We start from the raw sequence: 23,973 nt of genomic DNA, 5'->3' as shown, positions 1-23,973 counted from the left end.
GTGGGTGATCTGCACATCAAAGATCTCGTCGTCGAGTACTCCAACGGTGGGCAGGCGCTCCGCGTCATCGACGGTCTGGATCTGGAGGTCAAGGCCGGATCCCTGGTGATCGTGTTGGGCCCAAGTGGGTGCGGGAAGAGTTCATTGCTGTCGTGTATCGGCGGCATCCTCAGCCCGACCGGTGGGCGCATCCAAGTCTGCGACATCGACGTCACGGCGCTGGACCGTCGCAGGCTGACCACTTACCGGCGCAGCACCGTGGGCATCGTCTTTCAATCATTCAATCTGGTGGCAAGCCTGACCGCACTGGAGAACGTGATGGTGCCGCTGTGGGCGGCCGGGTGGTCGCGGCGTGCGGCGCGCGAACGCGCCGAGGAATTGTTGACTCGCGTCGGGCTGCACGACCGCATGACACACCGGCCCGGCGACCTCAGCGGCGGTGAGCGGGAACGGGTTGCGGTGGCCCGCGCGATCGCGCTGGACCCACCGCTGATCTTGGCCGACGAACCCACGGCCCACCTGGACCAAGTCCAGGTGCAAGGAGTGCTGCGGCTGCTCCGGGAGTTGGCCAGCGGTGAGCGCATCGTCGTGGTCGCCACCCACGACACGCGGATCCTGCCGTTCGCCGACCACGTGGTCAGGCTATTGCCGGATGTCACCGCGACCGACTCCGAGCCCGAAACCGTGCGTCTTGCAAGCGGTTCGGTGTTGTTCGCGCAAGGCAGCGTGGGGGACTTGATCTACGTCGTCGCCGACGGCGAACTGGAAGTCGTCCGGGAATCGGCGGACGGGGCCGAGGAGCTGCTCAAGGTCGCCACCGCCGGCGAGTACGTCGGTGAGCTCGAGCCGTTGTTCCAGATGGCCCGCTCGGCGTCGGTGCGGGCACGCACCGACGCGATCGTTACCTGCTACACCGTGGAGGCATTCCGCGGATTGCTCGAGACCAACACCGAGGGCGGCGTCATCGAAAGCTCCAATAGCGGCTCAGGGCACGGAAATGCCGATACCAACCACCCATATGACGGGGCAAAGCTGATGTCACGAGTCCGCAGAACAAGTGGCCGACCGAAGGCCGATAAGAGGAGCGAGACGAGCGCCGCCGATAAAAGCGGTGCCGAGCACGCCGAACACCGCGTCGAATCCGGTTGGAAAATAGCGGATTATCCGCCGCTTACCGCGCCGACGCTGGTTGGGCAATTGCAGCAGCGAGCCGCACGCTATCGGGACAAGCTTGCGTTCACCTACTCTCGCGATGGCGAGGAACAAGGAGTCAGCCGGCTGAGCTATCAGGAACTGGATGCCCACGCGCGGCAGATCGCGTCGACGCTCCAGCGACTGGGCGCTGCCGGCGAGCGCGTCCTGGTGCTGTGCCCGCCGGGCCTGGACTTTGTCGCCGGCTTGTTCGGGTGTCTTTACGCTGGCGCCGTCGCCGTTCCGATGCATCCGCCGGTACGCGATCACCTGGTCCCGCGCGTCGAGGCGATCATCGCGGACGCGCAACCTGGCTTCGCTCTGTCCACCACCGAAGTCCAGACGAGGATCAAGGCCACGGTGGACGGTCTGGTCAGGGGGCGTCCGTTGCGCTGGGCTGTCACCGACACGGCGGGCGACGACCGGCCGTGGGTTCCACCAGACATCGACGCCGGCACAGTCGCCATGGTGCAGTACACCTCGGGCTCCACGGCCACACCGAAAGGCGTTGTGCTGTCGCACGGTAACCTGGTCCACAACCTGGAAACCATTCGGCGGACGTGGAATTCGGGATTCGATACGAACGCCCGCGGTGTGTTCTGGCTGCCGCCCTATCACGACATGGGTCTGATCGGCGGTATCCTCGAGACGCTCTACGTCGGGGGTACTTCCGCCCTCATGCCGCCGGGCACGTTCATCAAGCGCCCCATGCGGTGGCTGGAAGCGATGTCTCGGCACCACGCCGTGATCACCGCCGCACCCAACTTCGCTTACGACATGTGCGTCGAACTCAGTACCCCCGAAGAGCGTGCGGCGCTTGACCTGTCCAACTGGGCGATTGCGATGTGCGGTGCCGAGCCGGTGCGTAGCGCGACCCTGCAGGGTTTCGCCGAGGCGTTCGCCCCGGCCGGTTTTCGGCCGGAGGCGTTTTATCCGGTGTATGGGTTGGCGGAGGCGACGCTGCTGGTCTCCGGGGGGTCGGACGCCCCGCTACCGTTGGTTCGGCACATCGATCGCATCGCACTACGCGAACGACGGGTCACGGAGGTCGCGCCGGAAAATCCGAGCGCTTCAACGTTGGTCGGTTGCGGTCAGCCGCAAGGTGGCCAGCAGGTCGTCATCGTCGACCCCGAGACCCGGCGGCCGTGCGGGGCTGACGAGGTCGGTGAGATCTGGATCGCCGGGCCTAGCGTTGCACAGGGTTACTGGCTAAAGCCCGAACAGACCGAAGCGACATTCTCGGCGCATCTTGCGGACACCGGGGACGGCCCGTTCCTGCGTACCGGGGACCTGGGGTTCCTACATTCCGGGGAGTTGTTCGTCACGGGACGCCGCAAGGATCTGATCATTATCCGCGGCAGCAACCATTACCCCGAGGACATCGAGCTGACCGTGCAGGCCTGCCACCCGGCACTCCTGCACGGCAGGGGTGCGGTCTTCTCAATCGCTCCCGGACCGGGCGCCGACGAGCAGCTCGTTGTCGTGCAGGAGGTGAGCCACCAACAGCTCGGTGAGGCCGAACTCAACGAAATCGTCGACGCAATCCGGACCGCGATCACCGAGCGCCACGAGGTTCGGGTAGATGCCGTTATTCTGTTGGAGCCGTTGCGGATTCCGACGACGTCCAGCGGTAAGATCCAGCGGTCCGTCTGCCGGCAGCAGTTCCTCGACGGCCAGCTTGAGGCGGTCGCGCAATGGCGTGCACCGCGGCTCGACATCCGTCCTGCGGCCGCTTCGTCGGAACCCGGCGGGCGCAGCGCCGCGGAGCTCGCGGACTGGTTCGTCACCCAGCTCTCTGGTGAACTCGGCGTCCCGGCAACGGATATCGACCCATCCCGTCCGTTCGCCTACTACGGCCTCGATTCCGTCCGTGCCATCCGGCTGACCGCCGCATTGGAATCCTGGCTCGGACGCGAACTTTCGCCCACACTCCCCTACGAATACCCCACCATCGACCTGCTCTCCCGCCATCTGGCCGAGGAGGCCCCCGCCACCGACCGCACCGCCGCACCGGCCAGTGCGGGCAGTGGCGTGCGCGCCGCGGATGAGCCGATCGCCATCATCGGCATCGGCTGCCGTTTTCCGGGCGCCGACGGGCCGGCGGCCTTCTGGCGGGAGCTGTCGGACGGCGTGGACGCGATCAGCGAGATACCGCCGGACCGCTGGGACGCCGATGCCTTCTACGACGCGGATCCGTCCGTGCCGGGTACCTCGGTCACGCGACGGGCCGGTTTCGTGCCGGAAATCGACAAGTTCGACTTTCGGTTCTTCGGCATCTCGCCGAGGGAGTCGGCGCAAATGGATCCCCAGCAGCGCCTGATCCAGGAGGTGGCCTGGGAGGCCCTGGAAGACGCCGGGCAGGTGCCCGAGCGGCTTGCGGGTAGCGACACCGGCGTATTCGTCGGCATCTCCACCACCGACTACGCGAATCTGCGGGCCGGCCAGTTCCAGCTTGTCGACGCCTACACGGGCACCGGAAACGCATTGAGCATCGCCGCCAATCGGCTCTCGTACTTCTACGACTTCCACGGACCGAGCATGGCAATCGACACCGCCTGCTCCTCGTCGTTGGTCGCCGTGCACCTGGCTTGCCGCAGCCTGCGCGACGGCGAGTGCTCGCTGGCCCTGGCCGGCGGCGTGAACGTCATCCTGTCGCCGGCGCTGATGATCAACTTCACCAAGGCCAAGCTGATGGCGCCCGACGGCCGCTCCAAGACCTTCGACGCCGGCGCGGACGGCTACGTACGGGGTGAAGGCGCCGGGATCGTCGTCCTCAAACCGCTCAGTCGGGCGCTGGCCGACAACGACCCGATCTATGCGGTGGTCCGCGGCACCGCGATCAACCAGGACGGCCGGACGAACGGGCTGATCGCACCCAGCCGGCAATCGCAGGAAGCCGTGCTGGCCGCGGCCTACCGACGCGCCGGTCTTTCGCCCGGCACCGCCCAGTACGTCGAAGCGCACGGCACCGGAACGTTCCTCGGTGACGCGATCGAGGCGAACGCGCTGGGCACCGTCCTGGCGGACGGCCGCCCGCCGGGCAGCCCGTGCCTGATCGGCTCGGTCAAGACCAACATCGGCCACCTGGAGGCGGCGGCCGGGGTGGCCGGGCTCATCAAGGTAGCGCTGGCGTTGCAGCACAGGGCGATTCCGCCGAGTCTGAACTTCAGCGAGCCCAACCCCGAGATCCCCTTCGATGACCTGCCGGTGCGGGTGGCGCAAACCCTCACCCCGTGGCCGGCAAATGGTGGGCGAGCGGTCGCGAGCGTCAGCTCGTTCGGCATGGGGGGCACCAACGCGCACGCCGTGCTTACCGAAGCCCCGCAGGTGCGGCCCGCCGCGGTCGAGCCCGGCCCGGCACCGGATCGAGCGGAGTTGCTGCCGCTTTCCGCGCGCTCGCCCGAGGCCCTGGCCGCACTGGCCGACCGGTACCAGTCGGCCCTGGCATCCGGGGTTGGGCTGGCCGACCTGTGCTACACGGCCGGTGCCCGTCGCGGCCATCTCGAGCATCGGTTGTCCGTGGTCGCAGATTCCCCCGCCGCGATGTTGGAGTCCCTGGCCGCCTACCGGCACGGGCAGTCGCGGCCCGGGATCTCCGTCGGAAAGTGCCGTCCCGGCCAGCGACCCGACGTGGTCTTCGCCTTTCCCGGCCAGGGCTCACAGTGGCACGGCATGGGGCAGCGACTGCAGGCCGAGGAGCCGGTATTCCGCGAAGCCCTGGCGGCGTGCGACCGCGCGATCCGGCCCTATCTGGGCAGCTCGGTGCTCGAGGTGCTGGCCAAGGACGAGGAACTCACCGACATCGGCCTGATCCAACCCGCGATCTTCGCCATCCAGGTGGCGCTGGCCGCCCTGTGGCGCTCATGGGGGGTCGAACCCACCGCAGTGGTGGGGCACAGCATGGGTGAAGTCGCGGCGGCACATGTCGCCGGCGCGCTGACCCTCGAGGACGCCGCACGGGTGATCAGCACCCGAGCCTTGATGCTCCGCACGGTCCGTGGCCGCGGAACCATGATGGCGGCGGAGCTCAGCCTCGACGAAGCGCAGGAGCTCATCGCCGGCCGGGAGAGCGAGGTAGCGATCGCCGCCAGCAACAGCCACCGGTCGACGGTGTTGTCCGGGGATCAAACGGTCTTGGCGGAGCTGATGGGACAGTTGCAGCAGCGCGAGCGGTTCTGCCGGTGGGTCGACGTCGATGTGGCCGCCCACAGCCCGCAGATGGACGCGTTGGTCCCCGCTCTGCGCGCCGGTCTCGCCGGACTGCGGGCCACCGCGCCGGCGATACCCATCTACTCCACGGTGACCGGCGACCTGCTGACCGACCGCTTGTCCGACGCCGACTACTGGGCGCAGAACCTGCGCTCGTCGGTGCATTTCTCGCCCGTACTGCGGAGGCTGCTGGACAGTGCGCATGACTCGGTTCTTGAGATCAGCCCGCACCCGGTCCTGCTGACCTCTATCCGCGAGGACGCCGATGACATGCAGCGGAGTTGCACCGCGCTGCCATCCATGCGGCGTGACGACGGGGGACGAGCGACCGCGCTGGCGTCGCTCGGCACCCTCTACACCCTTGGTCAGCCCGTCGCCTGGGAGCACCTGTACCCCGCGGGCAGCCACTTCGTAGCCGCACCGACCTATCCCTGGCAGCGTGTCCACTCCTGGATGGACGTCGGGACGATCACCGCACCCGACCTGCTCCAACAGGTCCCCGGCGACACGACGGAGGCGGGTCTGCGCGACTGGATGTACCAGCTGCGGTGGCAGCCCGCGTCCCTGTCGGAGCGGGACGGATCGAGCCCGCCGGCCGAAGCCGGAAGCTGGCTCATCTTGAGTGACGGCGGGATCACCGCGGAAACCCTCCGGGATCACCTCGAATCGCATTCTCAGACATGCGCGTTGGTCGAGCCGGGCCTGGATAATCAAGACTTCGAGCGCCTCACACCGAACAGTTACCGCCTTGACCCGACGCAGCCCGAACACTTTCGGCTGCTGCTCGAAGACGCGTTCACCGACGCGCGGCCACCGTGCCGTGGGGTGGTGCACCTGTGGGACCTGCTGGCCGCACCGGCGGCCGACACGTCGCCTGAGTCGCTGGACTCGGCCACCACCCTTGGCCCGGTGAGCGTGCTTCATCTCGTGCAGGCGCTGGCGCGGGCGGGTTGGTCGGCTCCGCCGCGGCTGTGGCTGGTGACCGGCGGATCGCAGGTGACAGGGACCTCAAAAACGACCTCAGAAACCGCAGCCGAACCCGTGTCGATCGCCCAGGCTCCGGTGTGGGGGATGGCCCGCACCATCGAGCATGAGCACCCGGAACTGCGCTGCACGTGCGTCGACCTGTCCGTCGGTGGCGGTCCGGAAGAAGTCGGGGCCCTGTTCCGGGAGGTGTGGGCGGATGGCCGCGACGGTGACGTGGCACTCCGCGGCGGCCGCCGCTATGTCGAGCGGCTGAACCACTACGACGCACCGGAACCCACCGAGACCGTTGCCTTCACCGAAGAGGCCACCTATCTCATCACCGGTGGGCTCGGTGCGCTCGGACTCGTGGTGGCCAAATGGATGGCTGAGCACGGTGCCCGGCATCTGGTCGTGATGGGGCGCGGCGGCGCCTCGGCATCGGCGCAGGAGTCGCTCGACGCGCTGCGAGCGGGCGGCACCGAGGTGATCGTCGCGCAGGCCGACGTCGCCAAAGCCGACGAGGTTGCCGCTGTCATCGAGTCGATCGGCGAGTCGATGCCACCGCTGCGCGGGGTGGTGCACGCGGCGGGGATCGCCGACGACGCCATCCTGCAATGCCTCGACGAGCAGAAACTCCGCAAGGTCATGGCGCCCAAGGTTCAGGGCGCCTGGAACCTGCACGCGCTGACTTCAGACGCGGAACTCGACTTCTTCGTGCTGTTTTCGTCGGCCGCGTCCTTGCTGGGCCCGCCCGGGGCGGCGAACTACGCGGCAGCGAACGCTTTTTTGGACGCATTGGCGTGGCATCGCCGTGCCGAAGGCCGGCCGGCGTTGAGCGTCAACTGGGGGCCGTGGGCCGAGCTCGGCTTCTTCACCCGGTCCGAGTTGCAGAGCTACTTCGCTCAATACGGCGTCGAGGCCATGTCGGCGGCCGACAGCCTCCGAGCACTGTCGTCCTTGCTGGCGAGGTCGGTGACGCAGGCCGTGGTCCTCGACATCGACTGGGCGCGGTGGCAGCCCGACGTGCAGCCGCCACTGCTCGCGGAGCTGGGCGTTGCGCCCTCGGGCGACCAGCCGCAGGGTGCGACCGCGTCCGGGCCGGGCAACGGTCTTTCCGACGAGCTGCAGGGTGCGACACCGGAAGAGCGCCGACGGCTGCTCGAGTCGTACCTGTGCGAGCTCGCTGCGGGCAAACTCGGTCTGGCCCCATCGAACCTGGACATTCAGGCGCCCCTCAACACCCTCGGCGTCGACTCGCTCATCACGTTGGAGCTGCGGATGCAGGTCGAACGCGACCTGGGCGTCGTCGTGCCGGTCACCAAGCTGCTGGAGGGGCCGAGCGTGGCCAGTCTCGCCGAATGGCTTTGCGACCACCTGGCTTTGGTGGCGGCCGGCACACCCGCGGCGCAGCCCGACGGGGCGCCGCGGCAGGCCGCCCCGAAGAAGGCCGCCTCGAAGAAAGCCGCCCCGAAGAAATCGGCCACACGGCAAACGGACGGTGCGCCGTCGCGCGGGATCAACGGGATCGACCTGCTGACCCAGGTGCCTGATCTTTCGGACGAGGCCGTGGAAGAAATGCTCCAGAAGGTGCTGGCCGAAAGAGGGGCCCAAAACGGGGGCGAGACAAAGCTCGTCGCGCAGGAGGTTCGCGAAGATGGATAAGTCCATCGACGTCTCCGGTCTGTCTCCCGAGAAAAAACGCGCGCTGCTGGCCCAGCTGCTGATGGAGGAAGCGGAGGAGTCGGCCTCGGTACATCCGATGTCGTACGGCCAGCGATCCATGTGGTTCATCCACAAACTTGCACCGGCCAGCGCCGCCTACAACGTCACGTATGCCGGGCGGATCAGCGGCGAGCTCGACGTGCCGGCGCTGGAACGCGCGGCCCAGGCACTCGTCGACCGGCATCCGGCGCTTCGGACCACGTACGCCGAGCGCGACGGGCAACCGGTGCAACTCGTTCATCCGCACTGGCCGGCGCGCATCGCCCGGCACCATCTCGGCCCGGGTGAGCCCGGGGTCGACGAGTGGATCCGCCGGGAGACCGATCGTCCTTTCGACCTCTACACCGGCCCGGTGCTGCGGCTGACGCTGCTGGAGCGCACACCCGAGGAACACGTATTGCTCCTGGGTTTGCATCACATCGCCGTCGACTTCTGGTCCATCGACATCATTCTCGACGAGCTGCGCTTGCTCTACGCCGCCGAGCACGGTGCGGCCCCGCCCCCGCCGCCCGCGCAAAGCTTCGTCGACTACGCCGACCAGCAGGCCCGGATGCTCGCAGGTGCCGAAGGCGAGGACCTCTGGGCCTACTGGCGTGAGCAGTTGGCCGGCGACCTGCCGGCCCTCCAATTGCCCACCGACAGGCCGCGACCGGCCGTCCAGACCTACCCGGGCACCGTGCACCGCTTCACCGTCGATGACACGGTGACGGACGGGATCAAGCAGCTGGGCCGGAGCCTGGGGGCGACGCCCTACATGACATTGCTGGCGGCCTACGCCACGTTGCTGCACCGCTACAGCGGCCAGGACGACCTGGTGATCGGCTCACCTTTCGCGTGCCGTGACCGGGTCGCGCAGGAGGGTCTGGTCGGCTACCTCACCAATCCGGTGGCGCTGCGCACCGACCTACACGACGATCCGACGTTCACGGACCTGCTCGGCCGCGTCAAGGAAACCGTGCAGGGCGCGCTCGAACACCAGGACTATCCCTTCCCGCTGCTCGTTGAGCGGCTTCGGCCGGTGCGCGACCCGGGCCGCACGCCACTGTTCCAGGTTTCGTTCGCCTGGGAACAAACGCGCCGCTTCTCGGACGGAACCGGCGCGGAAAGCGGCGGGCTGCGGCTGGAAACCCTCCACGTCGGGCAGGGCGGCGCGCCGTTCGATCTGATGATGGAGATAGGCGAACACGACGGGAAGCTGTCCGGCGTGCTGCAGTACAACACCGATCTGTTCGATGCCACCACGATCGAGCGGACGGCCGGGCACTTCGCCACACTCCTCGGCGGGATCGTCGCCGATCCCAGCCGGCGGGTCTCGCAGCTGCCCTTGCTCACCGAGGAGGAGCTACGTCAGCGGGCTGCCTGGAACCAGACCGAGGTCGTCTATGACGGCCCGGCCTGCCTGCACGAGATGGTGGCCGCAACGGTCGCCCGCGTCCCGGACGCCGTCGCGGTGACGTGTGACGACCGCGAGTTGACCTATGCGGAACTCGACCGGCGAGCCAACGGCCTGGCGCACCGGCTGCGGCACCTCGGCGTGGGTCCCGAGGTCGTCGTGCCCGTCCTGCTGGAGCGCTCCGAGGACCTGGTGGTGGCGCTGCTGGGTGTCCTCAAGGCGGGTGGCGCCTTCATGCCGCTGGACTCGGCGCAGCCGGCGCAGCGCATGGCCGCGATGCTGGACGACGTACCGGACGCGCCGGTCTGCGTCACCCACCAGCGCCAGCTGGAGCACCTGCCGACCGGCTTCACCGGTCACCGGCTCTGCCTGGATGCGCCGTCCACACCGTCGGACGATGACGCCACCGTCGCCCCCGTCGCCGGGACGACATCGGCCAACCTCGCCTACGTCATTCACACGTCCGGTTCCACCGGTAAGCCGAAGGGGACGCTCAACACCCACGCCGGGATCCGCAACCGCCTGCTGTGGATGCAAGACGCCTACCGGCTGACCGGCGACGACCGGGTGCTGCACAAGACCCCGGTGAGCTTCGACCCGTCCGTCTGGGAGCTCTTCTGGCCGCTGATCATCGGCGCCCGGGTGGTCATCGCAAAACCCGAGGGCCACAAGGACGCCGCATACCTGGTTCGGACTATCGTCGAAAATGGCGTCACCACAATGCATTTCGTGCCGTCAATGATGCGCCGCTTCCTCGCCGAGCCCGGCGTGGCCGCGTGCACCGCGCTGCGCCAGGTGTTCTGCAGCGGCGAGGCACTGCCGTATGACCTCCGGGACCACTTCCTGGCCACGCTGGATGCCGAGCTCTACAATCTCTACGGGCCAACCGAGGCCGCGATCGACGTCACCGGATTCCATTGCCAGCGAGGCGAATCCGGCACGCTGGTGCCGATCGGGCGACCGATCGCCAACATCCGCGCGCACATTCTGGACGCGCACCTACAACCGGTGCCGGTGGGTGTGCCCGGCGAGCTGTTCATCGGCGGTGTCGGGCTCGGGCGCGGCTACCTCAACCGGCCCGATCTGACGGCCAGCATCTTTGTCGCCGATCCGTTCGGCGGCGATACCGCGGACCCCGTCCAGCGGCTCTATCGCACCGGGGACCTGACGAGATATCTGCCCGACGGCAACATCGATTACCTGGGGCGCATCGACTTCCAGGTCAAGGTCCGCGGCTTCCGGATCGAGCCGGGCGAGGTGGAGGCGGCGTTGGCGAAACACCCCGCGGTGGCCGAGGACGCGGTGGTGACCAGAACCGACAGCCGCGGGAACACCATCCTTGTCGCCCATGTCGTGGCGGCCGGCGACGCCGTGCCGTCGACAGCAGAGCTGCGCCGCTTCCTGCTGGAGCTGCTTCCCGCCGCCATGGTGCCGGCCGTTTTCGAGGTGAGGGACGCGCTGCCGCTCACGTCGAGCGGAAAAGTGGACCGCAAGGCCTTGATGGCAGCAGGCGGCGCGTCGGGGCCGCAGGAGCCGGCATTCGTGGCTCCGCGCACGCGCACCGAACGGGTCCTGGCCGAGATCTGGTGTGCAGTAATGGGTCTGGAACGGGTCGGCGTCAACGACGACTTCTTCGCTCTCGGTGGTGCCTCCACCCAGAGCCTGGAGGTCTCGGTGCGGGCGAACGCGGCCGGCCTGCCACTGCGACCGGAGTCGATGTTTGTGTACGGCACGATCGCCGAGGTCGCCGCCGAATACGGGCCGGTCGCCAGCGAGGGGCTGGATCACCACGAAAGCCCCGCCGAGGCGGTCGTCACTGCACCAGCCCTTAAACCGGTGCAAGCCAGACCCGACGAGAAGCGAAACACGGTGATCGAAAGCATCGGCGTGTACTTGCCGGCGCGGACGGTGTCGACCGAGACGGTCATGGCGGAGTGCGCCAACGAGGTCCGCATACCGCTGGAACGCCTGACCGGCATCAAGAACCGACGGGTGGTCGGCGAGGACGAGTTCTCGATCGACCTTGCCAGGAAGGCGGCGGACGACTGCCTGTCCCGGTCGAGCTATCGCCGCGAGGACATCGACCTGGTCATCGCCTGCAACATCTCCCGTCGCGACGGGCTCGGGCACAGGTTCACTTTCGAGCCCAGCACCGCCTCGCGGCTGCGCGGCCAATGTGGCTTTGTCAACGCGCTGGCCTTCGACATCAGCAACGCGTGCGCCGGGATGTTCACCGGCATCACCGTTGCCGACGCATTCCTGCAGACCGGACTGGTTCGCAACGCGCTGGTGGTCAGCGGCGAATACATCAGCCACCTCACCGAGACCGCGCAAAAGGAAATCGAGGGGCCGATGGACCCGAGGCTCGCCTGCCTGACCCTCGGTGACGCCGGCGCGGCGGTGATCCTGGAGCGCGGGCCCAACGGCCGGGTCGGCTTCCACGACATCGACATCGCCACGTTCAGCCGCTACAGCAAACTGTGCATCGCCAAGGCGACCGAAGCCTCGCACGGCGGCGCCATCATGTTCACCGACTCCGTCACGCAGACCGCGATCGCGGTCAAGCATGCGGTGCCCTACGTCGCGGCGGTAATGCAGCGGCACGGGTGGCGGCCCGAGACCTGTGACCACCTGGTGATGCACCAGACCTCGGAGGCATCGCTCAACGACGCGGTCGCCGCCATCAACCAAGTGTTCGGACAGGGCGCGGCCAACCGGAACAACACCATCTACAACGTGGCGGAGCGGGGGAACACCGCCAGCACGACACACTTCGTCGCGCTGCACGACTACATCCTCAGCAACCGGATCAAGTCCGGCGACAACGTGGTCTTTTCCATCACCGGCTCCGGACAGACCATCGGCGCCGCGCTGTACACCTTCGACGACCTGCCCGACCGAATGCGCCGAGGCACCAGCGACCAGCGCGGCCTCAGCATTGGGACCGACAACCACCGCAAAGAGCTAGCGGCGACGCCCCGCGTGCGTATCGACAACGTAGGCATCGCTCCCGCCGGGCAATCGACGTCTCCCAGCTCGATACAGTTCGCGGTTCAAGCGGCCACGGCGTGCCTCGACGAAAGTGGCGTTGATCGGGCAGCGGTCGGTCTGATCCTCCACGCCGGTGTCTACCGCGACGACTTTCTCAGCGAACCGGCGGTTGCCTCGCTCGTCGCGGGCGAACTCGGAATCAACGGCGACGTGCAGTCCCCGGACGGGCCCAAGACCCTCGCCTTCGACGTCCTCAACGGTGCGGTCGGCTTCCTCAACGCCTGCCACGTCGCCGCGGGAATGATCGGCGCGGGAAAGACCGACCGTGCGATGGTCGTGGCCTCGGAGATAGAAAACAACACCCCCGAAAGCGGCTATCCGTTGAACGGCATCCGCCAGACGGGCTCGGCCATCCTGCTCAGCCGAAGCGACGGTACGGAAGGCTTCGGCCGATTCGTCTTCCAGCAGCACCCCGAGTACGGCGGGGCGCTCACCACCTACACCCAGCAGCGGGACGGGCGGTGCCGGCTGCAGATTGAACGCGACCCCAACCTCGCCGCCATTTACCTGAGCTGCATCCCGTCGGCCGCCAAGGAACTGTTGACGCTGGAGGGGCTCGACCCCTCCGACATCGCGGTCGTGCTCCCGCCGCGGCTGTCGACGGCGGAGCTGGACGAACTTGCCGCCCAGATCGGCATTCCGAGATCACGATTCGTCGAGTTCGGCTCCGATGACGACCTGTTCACCTCGTCCCTGCCGTACGGGCTGGATCACGCCCGGCGGCATGGGCTGGCACGGCCGGGCGACATCGCGCTGATCCTGGCGGTCGGCTCGGGTGTCACCGTCGGCTGCACGACCTACCGGTTCTGATGACACGAACGATCGACCCGGTTCCCGGCTTCACCGGCGACGTGGTCTATCCCGACGGCGCCGACTACGACTCGGCGCGGCAGGTTTTCAACGGCCTGATCGACAAACGGCCCGGCGTCGTGCTGCGCTGCCGCTCCCGCGCTGACATCGTGGCCGCCGTCCGATACGCCGTCGGCTCGGGAGCCGAGATCGCGGTGCGTTGCAGTGGGCACAGCGTTGCAGGACACTCCTCGACCGACGGCGGTATCCTCATCGACCTCTCCCTGATGCGGCGTGTGGTCGTTGACCCCGAGCACCGAATCGCCGTGATCGAGCCCGGCGCGACCTGGCGCGACATCGACCAGGCCACCGCCCGTCACGGTCTGGCCTGCCCCGGCGGTGTGGTGTCATCGACGGGCGTGGGCGGGTTCACGCTCGGCGGCGGGGTCGGCTGGTTGTCCCGGACATACGGGTTGACCTGCGACAACTTGACCGCCGCGGAGCTCGTGCTCGCCAGCGGGGAGGTGCTGTTCGTCAGCGAGTTGCAGAACCCGGAGATCCTGTGGGGACTGCGCGGTGGCGGCGGCAACTTCGGGGTGGTCGCACACTTCGTGCTCGACCTGCATCCGGTCGATCACGTCATCGGGGGCGTGCGAGCCTACGACGACGCCGACGCCGAGGCCGTGCTCGAACACTTCCGCGCCCAGATGGACAACGCCGACGATCACCTGGCGGCCCTCGTCGACTTCGGCACCGATGAGGGTTCAGGACGGCGCCTGGTCACGATCCTCGGCTGCTCGACGGCAGCTGAACAAGTCGGTCAGGCCGCGATCGGTGCGCTGCTGCAGGTCCGCGGGGTGACTCGCGAACCGGTGATGTCACTGCAGCGCGAAATCGCCTATCCCACTTGGCAGCAAGTCCTCGACCACACGGCCCCGTTCGGTCGGTTGAACTATTGGAAGTCGATCTTCCTGACGGAGCTGTCCGACGAAGCGATCAGGCGTATCGCGCTGCTCGGGCCGACTCGCCCCGCGCCGCAAACACACCTGCACCTGATCCGGCTCGGCGGCTTTCCCAGCCGGGTTCCGCCGGAGGCGACGGCCTTTTCGGCCCGCAACCATCCTTACATCGTCCATCTGGTCACCACGTGGACCGACCCCGCTGACACCGAACGATGTCAGTCATGGACCGATGAGGCGTACGAATCTTTGCGTCCCCTCGGTCCGGCGAGCGCATATCTCAACTTCGTCGGCGATGAGGGGCAGGCCCGCATCCGGGCCAGCTTCGGCGAAGTCGCCTATCGGCGCCTCGCCAAGCTGAAGGCTCGCCTCGACCCGGAAAACCGCTTCGCCCTCAATCAAAACATTGAGCCCGCAACGGATACGTGAACGTAGACGCCGAAACGAGCGGCGACGCGTGGTATCTCGTGTTGCGCTGTGGCGTCATGGAATCTCCCCGGATCGGATCATGCCTCGAGCGCGAAACCATTTGACCGCGTTGCGGATTGCAGGCTCAATGGGGGCCAGTACATAACCCAGTTCTCGCACCGCCTTATCGCTGCGGTACCGGTAACGGTCGGTGAACGCGTACCCGACGGACATCGAGTTCACCGTGGTTTCCCGACCGGTGACGGCCTCGAGCAGGTCGCCGGCCTTACCCCCGATCCATGCGACCGGATAGGGCAACCGTCTATGCGGCGGGTCGACGCCGACCTCCCGTGCCACTCGCTCGATGTAGGCGTGATACGTCAGCTCCTGGCCGCCCAGGATGTAGCGTTCGCCACGTTTCCCATGCAACCAGGCGGCGATCATTCCACGCGCCACCTCGCCGACATCCGCGAAGTTGTTGTATCCCGGTGTCCAATAAGGAATTCGGCGGTTGGCAACCTCGACGATGAGACGGCCGGAACTGGGTCTGGCATCGCGCGGGCCGACCAGGTAGGTGGGGTTTACGATGACTGCATCCAACTTGTCGCAGGCCCGCTGCACGAGGATTTCGCCACGCCGTTTGGTGACTGGGTAGGCCGATGCCAGCCCGGCTTCGTCCCACCCCCATGGGGTCTGCTCGTCGGCGCGTGTGCCGTCGGGTGTAGGTCCGATCGTGTTCGCGGTCGAGGTATGGACGACCCGCGGCGTGCCGACGGCAATCGCGGCTTCGACGACAGCTCGCGTCGCGTCAACATTGACGGCCGAGATCGCAGGTGTGATCGTTCTCCTGGTCGAAACGCATGCGGCGCAATGGAAGACAACGTCGGCGCCGACGAACACATTGCAGAGGTCTGCTACCGAACCGAGGTCGGCGAAGACCCACTTGACCGGGAGGTCGGCCAGCGAACTCGTATCGGTGCTCGGGCGCCGCGTGGCGGTCACGGTGTGCCCCTGCGCGATCAGTTCGGCGGTCAGGTTGGATCCCAGCAGCCCGCTTGCTCCGGTTACCAGGGCGTGTGCCATCGGTTCGGGTCAACCTTGGGCCGGTGCGGGGTACCGCGCGGCTGGCGGCCGGTGGTGAGCCCACGGGCGCACCGATTCCAGTTGCGCGGCAAGCGAAACGAGTGTAGACCCGTCGTGGGGTCGCCCGACCAGATGGACAGCTTCGGGCACGCCGTCGGCCGAGACTCCGGCCGGAATCGACATGGCCGGTTGCCCCGTGTAGTTCTGCGGGGGGGTGAACGGCATGAACGCCAATACCCGCGCCATGGCGCGGGTTGGCCCCAGCCCCTCAAGGTGTCCGACAGGCACCGGCGGCTTCGCCAGCACCGGCGTCATCAGCACGTCGCAATCGGCTATGGGCCGCAACCCCCGCTCGCTCATCCGGTCCCGCATGGCCAGCGCGCGGTGAGCCAGCCAGTCGGGGACCAGGCGGGCGGTACGCCCCTCCGCTCGAATCCGCCGCTCCAGCAACTCAGGTGTGGGCAGCCGGTCGATTTCATGGGCGAGACCATTCATCATCAGTGCGAACACGGCGAGCGTCGCAGCCGGCGGATAGCTCGGGTCACGCTCAACGACCTCGTGGCCGAGCGAGCGGAGCAACTCGGCGGTCTCCAGCACTGGGCGGCGCACCTCCTCGCTGACCGGCACGGGAACCACCGGCTTGAACGAGATCGCGACCCGCAGACGGCGCGGCGCGCGCGATACCGCGTCCGTCAACGCTGGTGCCGGTGACGCTGAAGTGATCTCGTCGTTGGGCTCGGCGCCGGCCATCGCGTCGTGCAGCAGCGCCGCATCGACCACGCTGCGGGCCAGCGTGCCGATGTGGTGCAGGCCGTGGAACCGGTAGGCCCGCTCGGGTGATTGCATGGTGCTGATCCACCCGCGTTGACCCTTCAGGCCCACCAGCCCGCAGCACGCGGCCGGAATGCGAACCGACCCGCCCCCATCGGTGCCCAGTGCCCCGGGCACCATGCCGGCTGCCACCGCCGCCGCCGAACCACCGCTGGAACCCCCGGTTGTCCGGTCCAGATGCCACGGATTGCGTGTCACTCCCCAGGTCGGCGACTCGCACATCGGGACGGCACCGAACTCGGGCAGATGCGTCTTGCCGATGATCACCGCGCCGGCCGCTCGAAGGCGCCGCACCGCGGCGCTGTCGCTGCTCACCGGGCCCGTGTCAATCCCGGTGCCGCACATCGACGAAACCCCCGCCACATCGGTGTCGTCTTTGACCGCAACCGGCACGCCCGCCAGCGGCAGCACCTCCCCGGCGGCGAGCCGCCGTTCGACCCGCGCTGCTTCCGCCATCGCCTGCTCGCCCAGCACGACGCGAAATGCATTCAACACCGGGTCCAGTTGCGCGATCCGCTCCAGGAGGAACGCGACCAACTCGCGTGGCGAAACCTCACGATCGCGCACCAACTGTGCCTGCCGTGCCACCCCGGCAAAGACCAGGTCCTGATCAACGGCGGTCATCCATGCCCTTCGCGCTAAGCCCCCGATCGAGTCTACGTTCACCGGCGCCCGCCAAAGCGCACTCCTGTGAGACGACGACATCGCCGATGCGGGAACGCTTACCGAGCCGCTTCGGCGAAGCCCCGCGACGCGAGGGCGCTGCCGCGACGAACACCCGGCCGCAGGCCGCCAAGATGCGACCGAAATGCGCCGTCGGGCCGCAGGGTGGCCACAAAGCCGCAAGCGCCGAGCGCGATCATGTCCACACCAACCACGCCCCCCGATCTCGAACAGGGCCGCCCCGGCGAACAAGACGATCGACTTGGCAACCGTCACAACGGATCCCTCTCCACCAAGGCCGCGAGCTTATCCAACGCCATCTCGGTGCCAATCTCGTTGTCCTGCGGGGAAACTCCGGACGGTATGCCGTCATGGTGCACGACGACGGTGGTATCGCCGTTGGCGTCGCTGAGCGTCGTCGTCATCCGCATTGGGCCGGCGAAAGCCGGATCGGACGTTTCGAACTCGATCTCCTCGACGACGCGCTCGTCGAGCACCAGCTCGACGAACCGGCCGTGGTAGGTGTCCGTACGATCGGCGGTCTTGCCTCTGCCGTCCGGTGATTCGTATGTCAGCGACACCCGAAAGTGGCCTCCGACGCGAGCGTCGAACGAGTGCACGATCGCGGTCATCCCCTCGGGCGCCCGCCAGGCCGCGACCGCGTCGGCGTCGAGCAGGGCCCGATATACCGACCCCCGCGGCGCGCGGATGTGGCGGGTGACGCGCGTCTGGGTCATTCGCCGTTCGCCAGGGTGAGGGCCGCGGCGGTCGCCTCACGAATCGGTCCGCGCCACACGTCGCCGTGCCCCGGCAACAGGATCTCGGTGTCGAGCAGCGCCAGCGCGGACAGGGTACGGATGCAGTCCTGTTGGCTGTGGCTGAAAATCGCCGGCAGGAGCTGCGGTCCGCGGTGACGTAGCAGGGGATGGCCGGTGATCAGCGCGTCACCGCTGACCAGCACGCCGTCGATCAGGTACGAGCAGTGTCCGTTGGTGTGGCCGGGACTGAAAACGGGCCTCGGTTGGCCCGGCAGTCCATCGGCCACCTCGGCGGTCAGCGGTTGGGCGGTGGGGATGCCGTCGCGGATCAGGCCGCCGCTGCGGACCACGTGGGCGGTCCACTTGGCCCACCGGGGCCGCCAAATCCGCAGCGCCACATCGATAATGGACACCTGTTCCAGGTACTCCCGTTTGGCGTGTCCCACCTCGTCGGCGTGGCAGTACACGGGAATGCCGTGCTCGCCGGCGAACCAGATCGCGGTGCCCAGGTGGTCGATGTGCGCGTGCGTCAACAGGATGGCGCGCACGTCGCCCGGGCCGTAGCCCAGCTTGGACAGCGAGGCCAGCACGTCCTCGCGGTCCCCGGGATAGCCGGCGTCGATCAACATGACGCCGCTGTCGTCGGTGACCAGCGTCCAGTTGACCGCGTCGCCCTGGGCGAGGTGCACCGTGTCGGTGACCTGAACTAGCTCCGCCATGCCCGCGAGTGTAGGAGTAGAAAGAACGGGTGGCTGAACTGAAACTTGGATACAAGGCATCCGCCGAACAATTCGCACCGCGCGAGCTCGTCGAACTCGCTGTCGCCGCCGAAGGTCACGGCATGGACAGCGCAACCGTCAGCGACCACTTCCAGCCGTGGCGACACGAGGGTGGGCATGCCCCGTTCTCGTTGTCCTGGATGACCGCCGTCGGCGAACGCACCAAGCGGATCGTGCTGGGCACCTCGGTGCTCACGCCGACCTTCCGGTACAACCCCGCCGTCATCGCGCAGGCCTTCGCCACCATGGCCTGCCTCTACCCCGACCGAATCTTCCTCGGCGTGGGCACCGGCGAGGCGCTGAACGAGATCGCCACCGGCTACGAGGGCGAGTGGCCGGAGTTCAAGGAGCGGTTCGCCCGGCTGCGCGAATCGGTGCGCCTGATGCGCGAGCTGTGGCGCGGCGACCGCGTCGACTTCGACGGCGAGTACTACCGGCTCAAGGGCGCCTCGATCTACGACGTGCCCGCGGGCGGCGTCCCCATCTACGTCGCCGCCGGCGGACCGGCGGTGGCCAAATACGCCGGGCGGGCCGGGGACGGTTTCATCTGCACCTCCGGCAAGGGCGAGGAGCTCTACAAGGACAAGCTGATGCCGGCCGTGCAGGAGGGCGCAGCGGCCAACGACCGCAACGTCGACGACATCGACAAGATGATCGAGATCAAGATCTCCTACGATCCCGATCCCGAGCTGGCGCTGGAGAACACCCGGTTCTGGGCGCCGCTGTCGCTGACCGCCGAGCAGAAGCACAGCATCGACGATCCGATCGAGATGGAGAAGGCCGCCGACGCGCTGCCGATCGAGCAGGTCGCCAAGCGCTGGATCGTGGCGTCCGATCCCGACGAGGCCGTCGAGAAGGTCAAGGGCTACGTCGGCTGGGGGCTCAACCACCTGGTGTTCCACGCCCCCGGCCACGACCAGCGCCGGTTCCTGGACCTCTTCGAAAAGGACCTGGCTCCCAGGCTGCGGCGACTTGCCTGATCCCTCAGCGATATACATCGCCGCTCCGGAACCGGAGACCGGCAAGTCGACACTCGCGCTGGGGCTGCTGCACCGGTTGACCGCGACCGTCGCCAAGGTCGGCGTCTTCCGGCCCATCACACGGGTTCCCGACGGCAACGACCGCGACTACATCCTGGACCTGCTGCTGCAGCACACCACCGCGGGCCTGTCCTACGAGCAGTGCGTCGGCGTGACGTACCAGCAGCTGCACGCCGACAGCGACGCCGCGATCGCCACCATCGTCGACGCCTATCACGCGATGGCCGACGACTGCGACGCGGTGGTGATCGTGGGCAGCGATTACACCGACGTCACCCAGCCCGCTGAGCTCTCGGTCAACGCCCGGATCGCCGTCAACCTCGGTGCGCCCGTGCTGCTCACCGTCAGCGGCCGGGGCCGCACCCCCGAGGAGGTGGCGCGCGTCGTCGAGGTGTGTCTGACGGAGCTGGCCACCCAGCGCGCCCACGCCGCGGCGGTGGTGGCCAACCGCTGCGAACCGGCACAGCTGGGCGAGGTCGCCGAGGCGCTGCAGGCCTTCACCCAGCGCAGCTACGTGCTGCCCGAAGAGCCGCTGCTGTCCGCGCCGACGGTAGCCGAACTCGAAAAGGCCGTCAGCGGAACGCCGGTCAGCGGTGAGGCGTCGCTGCGGGAACGCGAGGTCACCGGCGTGCTGGTCGCTGGGATGACCGCCGACCACGTGCTGGAACGGCTGAGCGACGGCATGGCGGTCATCACCCCCGGCGACCGTTCGGACGTGGTGCTCGCCGTGGCGAGCGCCCATGCGGCCGAAGGGTTTCCGTCGCTGTCATGCATCGTCCTCAACGGCGGCTTCCCACTGCATCCCTCCATCGCGGCGTTGGTCGCCGGGCTGCGGCTGCGACTGCCCATCATCGCCACCGCGCTGGGTACCTACGACACCGCCAGTGCGGCCGCCGCGGCCCGAGGCCGCGTCACGGCGAACTCGCAGCGCAAGATCGACACCGCGCTGGAGCTGATGGACCGCTACGTCGACGTCACGGATCTCCTTGCACAGCTTGCCATTCCGATACCCACCGTGACCACGCCGCAGATGTTCATCCACCGGCTGACGCTGCAGGCGCGTTCGGACCGCAAGCACATCGTCCTTCCCGAGGGCGACGACGACCGCATCCTCAAGTCGGCCGGCCGTGTGCTGCAGCGCCGCGTGGCCGACCTCACGGTGCTGGGCGACGAGGCGCAGATCCGCCAGCGTTCGGGGGAACTCGGGGTGGATCTCGATGGTGCGCACGTGATCGACCCGCTCACCAGCGACTTACGCTTCCAGTTCGCCGACCAGTACGCAGAATTGCGCAAGGCCAAGGGCGTCACCGTCGAGCACGCCCGCGAGATCATGCGCGACGCCACCTATTTCGGCACCATGCTGGTGTATAACGGCATTGTCGACGGCATGGTGTCCGGCGCCGCCCACACCACGGCGCACACCGTTCGGCCGGCCTTCGAGATCATCAGGACCGTCCCGGATGTCGCCACCGTGTCCAGCATCTTCCTGATGTGCCTGCCAGATCGGGTGCTGGCGTACGGCGACTGCGCGATCATCCCGAACCCGACGCCCGAGCAGCTCGCCGACATCGCGATCTCGTCCGCGCGCACCGCGGCGCAGTTCGGCATCGAGCCGCGGGTGGCCATGCTGTCGTACTCCACCGGCGAATCGGGCACCGGCGCCGATGTCGAGAAGGTCAGGAAGGCAACGGAATTGGTTCGACTCAGGGCGCCGCAGCTGCCCGTGGAGGGCCCCATCCAGTACGACGCCGCGATAGAACCGTCCGTCGCGGCCACCAAGCTGCGCGACTCAGCGGTGGCCGGCCGCGCCACGGTGCTGGTTTTCCCCGACCTCAACACCGGCAACAACACCTATAAGGCCGTCCAGCGCAGCGCCGGGGCGATCGCCATCGGGCCGGTGTTACAGGGCCTGCGCAAACCGGTGAACGACCTGTCCCGCGGCGCGCTGGTCGAGGACATCGTGAATACCGTTGCCATCACCGCGATCCAGGCGCAGGGCGTTCATGGCTAGCGCCGACCGGGTTGTGCTGGTGATCAACGCCGGCTCGTCCTCACTGAAATACCAGTTGGTCGATCCCGACTCGGGCGTGGCCCGCGCGACCGGCAACGTCGAACGGATCGGAGAAGAGTCGTCCCCGGTCCGCGACCACGACGCGGCCCTGCGCCAAGCGTTCGACACGCTGTACGAGGAGGGGATCGACCTCCGTGCTTGCGGCCTGGTAGCGGTGGGCCACCGAGTCGTGCACGGCGGCAACACGTTCTACAAGCCCACACCGGTGGATGACGCGGTGATCGGCAAGCTCGACGAATTGTCGGAACTGGCGCCGCTGCACAATCCGCCCGCGGTCAAGGGAATTGAGGTGGCGCGCAAGCTGCTGCCGGATGTTCCGCACATCGCGGTCTTCGACACGGCGTTCTTCCACGACATGCCGCCCGCGGCGGCGACCTATGCCATCGACCGCGGCCTGGCCGAACGCTGGCAGATCCGCCGTTACGGGTTTCACGGCACGTCGCACCGGTATGTGAGCCAGCAGGCCGCCACCTTCCTGGGCCGGCCGCTGAATGGCCTGAAACAGATTGTGCTGCATCTGGGTAACGGCTGCTCCGCCTCGGCGATCGCCGGCACCAGGCCCCTCGACACCTCGATGGGCCTGACACCGCTGGAGGGCCTGGTGATGGGCACCCGCAGCGGTGACATCGACCCCAGCATCGTCAGTTACCTCTGCCACATGGCGAAGATGGGCGTCGACGAGGTCGAGTCCATGCTCAACCAGCGGTCGGGGATGGTGGGCCTGTCCGGTGAGCGCGACTTCCGCCGGCTGCGCACGATGATCGAATCGGGCGACGGCGCAGCCCAATTGGCCTACAGCGTGTTCACCCACCGGCTGCGCAAGTACATCGGCGCCTACCTGGCGGTGCTGGGGCACACCGACGTCATCACCTTCACCGCCGGCATCGGGGAGAACGACGCCGCGGTGCGTCGCGACGCGGTGGCCGGGCTGGAGGAGTTGGGCATCGTGCTCGACGGACGGCGCAACCTCGGCGGCGGCAAGGGCGCCCGGCAGATCTCCGCCGACGAATCCCCGATCGCCGTGCTGGTGATCCCGACCAACGAAGAGCTGGCCATCGCCCGCGACTGCGTCAGCGTGCTGAGCGGTTCATAGCGGCCCTGTGGATAGCCGCACACCCCGGCCGCCGCTCCCGTGCGAACGTTCCCGGCATGGGAGATCCGTTCATCGGCAGCGAGGCGCTGGCGTCCGGGGCGGTGACCCGGCATCAACTGAGAACGCGCTACCGCGCGGTGCTTCCGAACGTCTACCTGCCGAACGGCGTCGAGCCGTCGCTTGAATTGCGGATCCTGGCGGCCTGGCTGTGGTCGGGCCGCCGGGCGACGGTCGTCGGGGCGGCCGCCGCCAGATTGCATGGCGCCGAATGGATTCCCGACGATGTGCCCGTCGAGCTGGCGCACACCAACGGCCGCCCGCCGCCCGGCGTGCTGACGCGGCGCGAGGGGTTGCTGGAGGGCGAGACGCAGATCATGGGCGGCTACGCGGTCAGCACGCCCGAGCGCACTGCCTTCGACATCGGCCGGGGCGGGGCCGTCCGCTCGGCCGTGGTGCGACTCGACGCGCTGGCCAGGGCGACGGGTTTCAAGGCCGACGACGTACTGCGGGTCGCGCGATGCCATCCCGGCTCACCCGGCTTGCGGCGACTGGAAACCGCGCTGCCGCTGGTCGACGCCGGCGCCCAGTCGCCCAGGGAGAGCTACCTGCGGCTGCTGCTCATCGATGCGGGTCTGCCGCGGCCGCGGACCCAGCTACCGGTGCTCGGTGACGACGGATTCCCGGTCGCTTTCCTGGATTTGGGCTGGGAGGAGGCCATGGTCGCCGTCGAGTATGACGGCGACCAACACCGCACGGACAGAAGGCAATACGTCAAGGACATTCGGCGGATCGAAACGCTGGAGCGGATGGGGTGGATCGTCGTCCGGGTCGTCGCGGAGGACCGCCCCGCCGCCATCGTCCGTCGGGTTCGGGCCGCGCTGGCCGCATCGAGTGTGCGTTCACGGCTTTGAGTGTGCGCTCAGGGTTGAAACCGCCCGGCGTGTCGCCGCCCTGGGCGCACACGCGA

At 67.9% G+C, this 23,973-nt stretch carries 11 protein-coding genes; 7 read left to right on the top strand and 4 right to left on the bottom strand.

Features of this window, described 5'->3' with window-relative positions; all coding sequences use genetic code 11:
- From AWC17_RS21915 to AWC17_RS21905, 3 genes are read left to right on the top strand one after another with little or no spacing between them, the layout of a single operon-like run.
- Nucleotides 1–8,028: a type I polyketide synthase gene (locus AWC17_RS21915; protein ID WP_197083343.1), complete on the top strand. Its 8,028-nt coding sequence runs from the start codon at nucleotides 1–3 to the stop codon at nucleotides 8,026–8,028.
- Entirely contained in the window at nucleotides 8,021–13,342 is a 5,322-nt protein-coding gene (locus AWC17_RS21910) for a non-ribosomal peptide synthetase (RefSeq protein WP_046182186.1), read from the top strand. The genes AWC17_RS21915 and AWC17_RS21910 overlap by 8 nt, the downstream gene beginning before the upstream one ends.
- Nucleotides 13,342–14,709, top strand: coding sequence for an FAD-binding oxidoreductase (locus tag AWC17_RS21905; protein WP_046182187.1), 1,368 nt, complete (start codon nucleotides 13,342–13,344; stop codon nucleotides 14,707–14,709). Before AWC17_RS21910 ends, AWC17_RS21905 begins: the two co-directional genes overlap by 1 nt.
- A gap of 54 nt (nucleotides 14,710–14,763) precedes the next feature.
- On the opposite strand, the gene AWC17_RS21900 is transcribed toward AWC17_RS21905, so the two are convergent.
- From AWC17_RS21900 to AWC17_RS21885, 4 genes are all read right to left on the bottom strand, one after another.
- Nucleotides 14,764–15,771 carry an NAD-dependent epimerase/dehydratase family protein gene (locus AWC17_RS21900; RefSeq protein ID WP_046182188.1) on the bottom strand — a complete coding sequence of 336 codons (1,008 nt, stop codon included), beginning with the start codon at nucleotides 15,769–15,771 and terminating at the stop codon, nucleotides 14,764–14,766.
- Nucleotides 15,772–15,780: 9 nt separating this feature from the next.
- Nucleotides 15,781–17,226 (bottom strand): amidase family protein, encoded by a 1,446-nt coding sequence (locus AWC17_RS21895; RefSeq protein WP_046182189.1) that lies wholly within the window; start codon nucleotides 17,224–17,226, stop codon nucleotides 15,781–15,783.
- 311 nt (nucleotides 17,227–17,537) lie between these two features.
- A complete protein-coding gene (locus tag AWC17_RS21890) occupies nucleotides 17,538–18,002 on the bottom strand; it encodes an SRPBCC domain-containing protein (protein ID WP_046182190.1) in 465 nt (154 codons plus the stop codon).
- The gene (locus AWC17_RS21885; RefSeq protein ID WP_046182191.1) at nucleotides 17,999–18,742 is read right to left on the bottom strand and encodes an MBL fold metallo-hydrolase; all 744 of its coding nucleotides are present in this window, start codon (nucleotides 18,740–18,742) and stop codon (nucleotides 17,999–18,001) included. The genes AWC17_RS21890 and AWC17_RS21885 overlap by 4 nt, the downstream gene beginning before the upstream one ends.
- Before the next feature lie 29 nt (nucleotides 18,743–18,771).
- On the opposite strand from AWC17_RS21885, the gene fgd reads away from it, so the two are divergent.
- From fgd to AWC17_RS21865, 4 genes are read left to right on the top strand one after another with little or no spacing between them, the layout of a single operon-like run.
- Complete coding sequence (gene fgd / locus AWC17_RS21880; protein ID WP_046182192.1) at nucleotides 18,772–19,782, top strand: glucose-6-phosphate dehydrogenase (coenzyme-F420); 1,011 nt, start codon at nucleotides 18,772–18,774, stop codon at nucleotides 19,780–19,782.
- Nucleotides 19,775–21,853, top strand: a complete 2,079-nt coding sequence (gene pta / locus AWC17_RS21875; protein WP_046182193.1) for a phosphate acetyltransferase — start codon at nucleotides 19,775–19,777, stop codon at nucleotides 21,851–21,853. Before fgd ends, pta begins: the two co-directional genes overlap by 8 nt.
- Nucleotides 21,846–23,006, top strand: coding sequence for an acetate kinase (locus AWC17_RS21870; RefSeq protein WP_046182194.1), 1,161 nt, complete (start codon nucleotides 21,846–21,848; stop codon nucleotides 23,004–23,006). Before pta ends, AWC17_RS21870 begins: the two co-directional genes overlap by 8 nt.
- A 56-nt stretch (nucleotides 23,007–23,062) precedes the next feature.
- On the top strand, nucleotides 23,063–23,917 hold the full coding sequence (locus AWC17_RS21865) for an endonuclease domain-containing protein (protein ID WP_046182195.1): 855 nt from the start codon (nucleotides 23,063–23,065) through the stop codon (nucleotides 23,915–23,917).
- The last annotated feature ends 56 nt before the right edge of the window (nucleotides 23,918–23,973 follow it).

The sequence above is a fragment of the Mycobacterium nebraskense genome (assembly GCF_002102255.1).
GTDB lineage: Bacteria > Actinomycetota > Actinomycetes > Mycobacteriales > Mycobacteriaceae > Mycobacterium > Mycobacterium nebraskense.
Note: the sequence above shows the minus strand (reverse complement) of the source record. Positions and strands in the feature narration are given on the sequence as shown.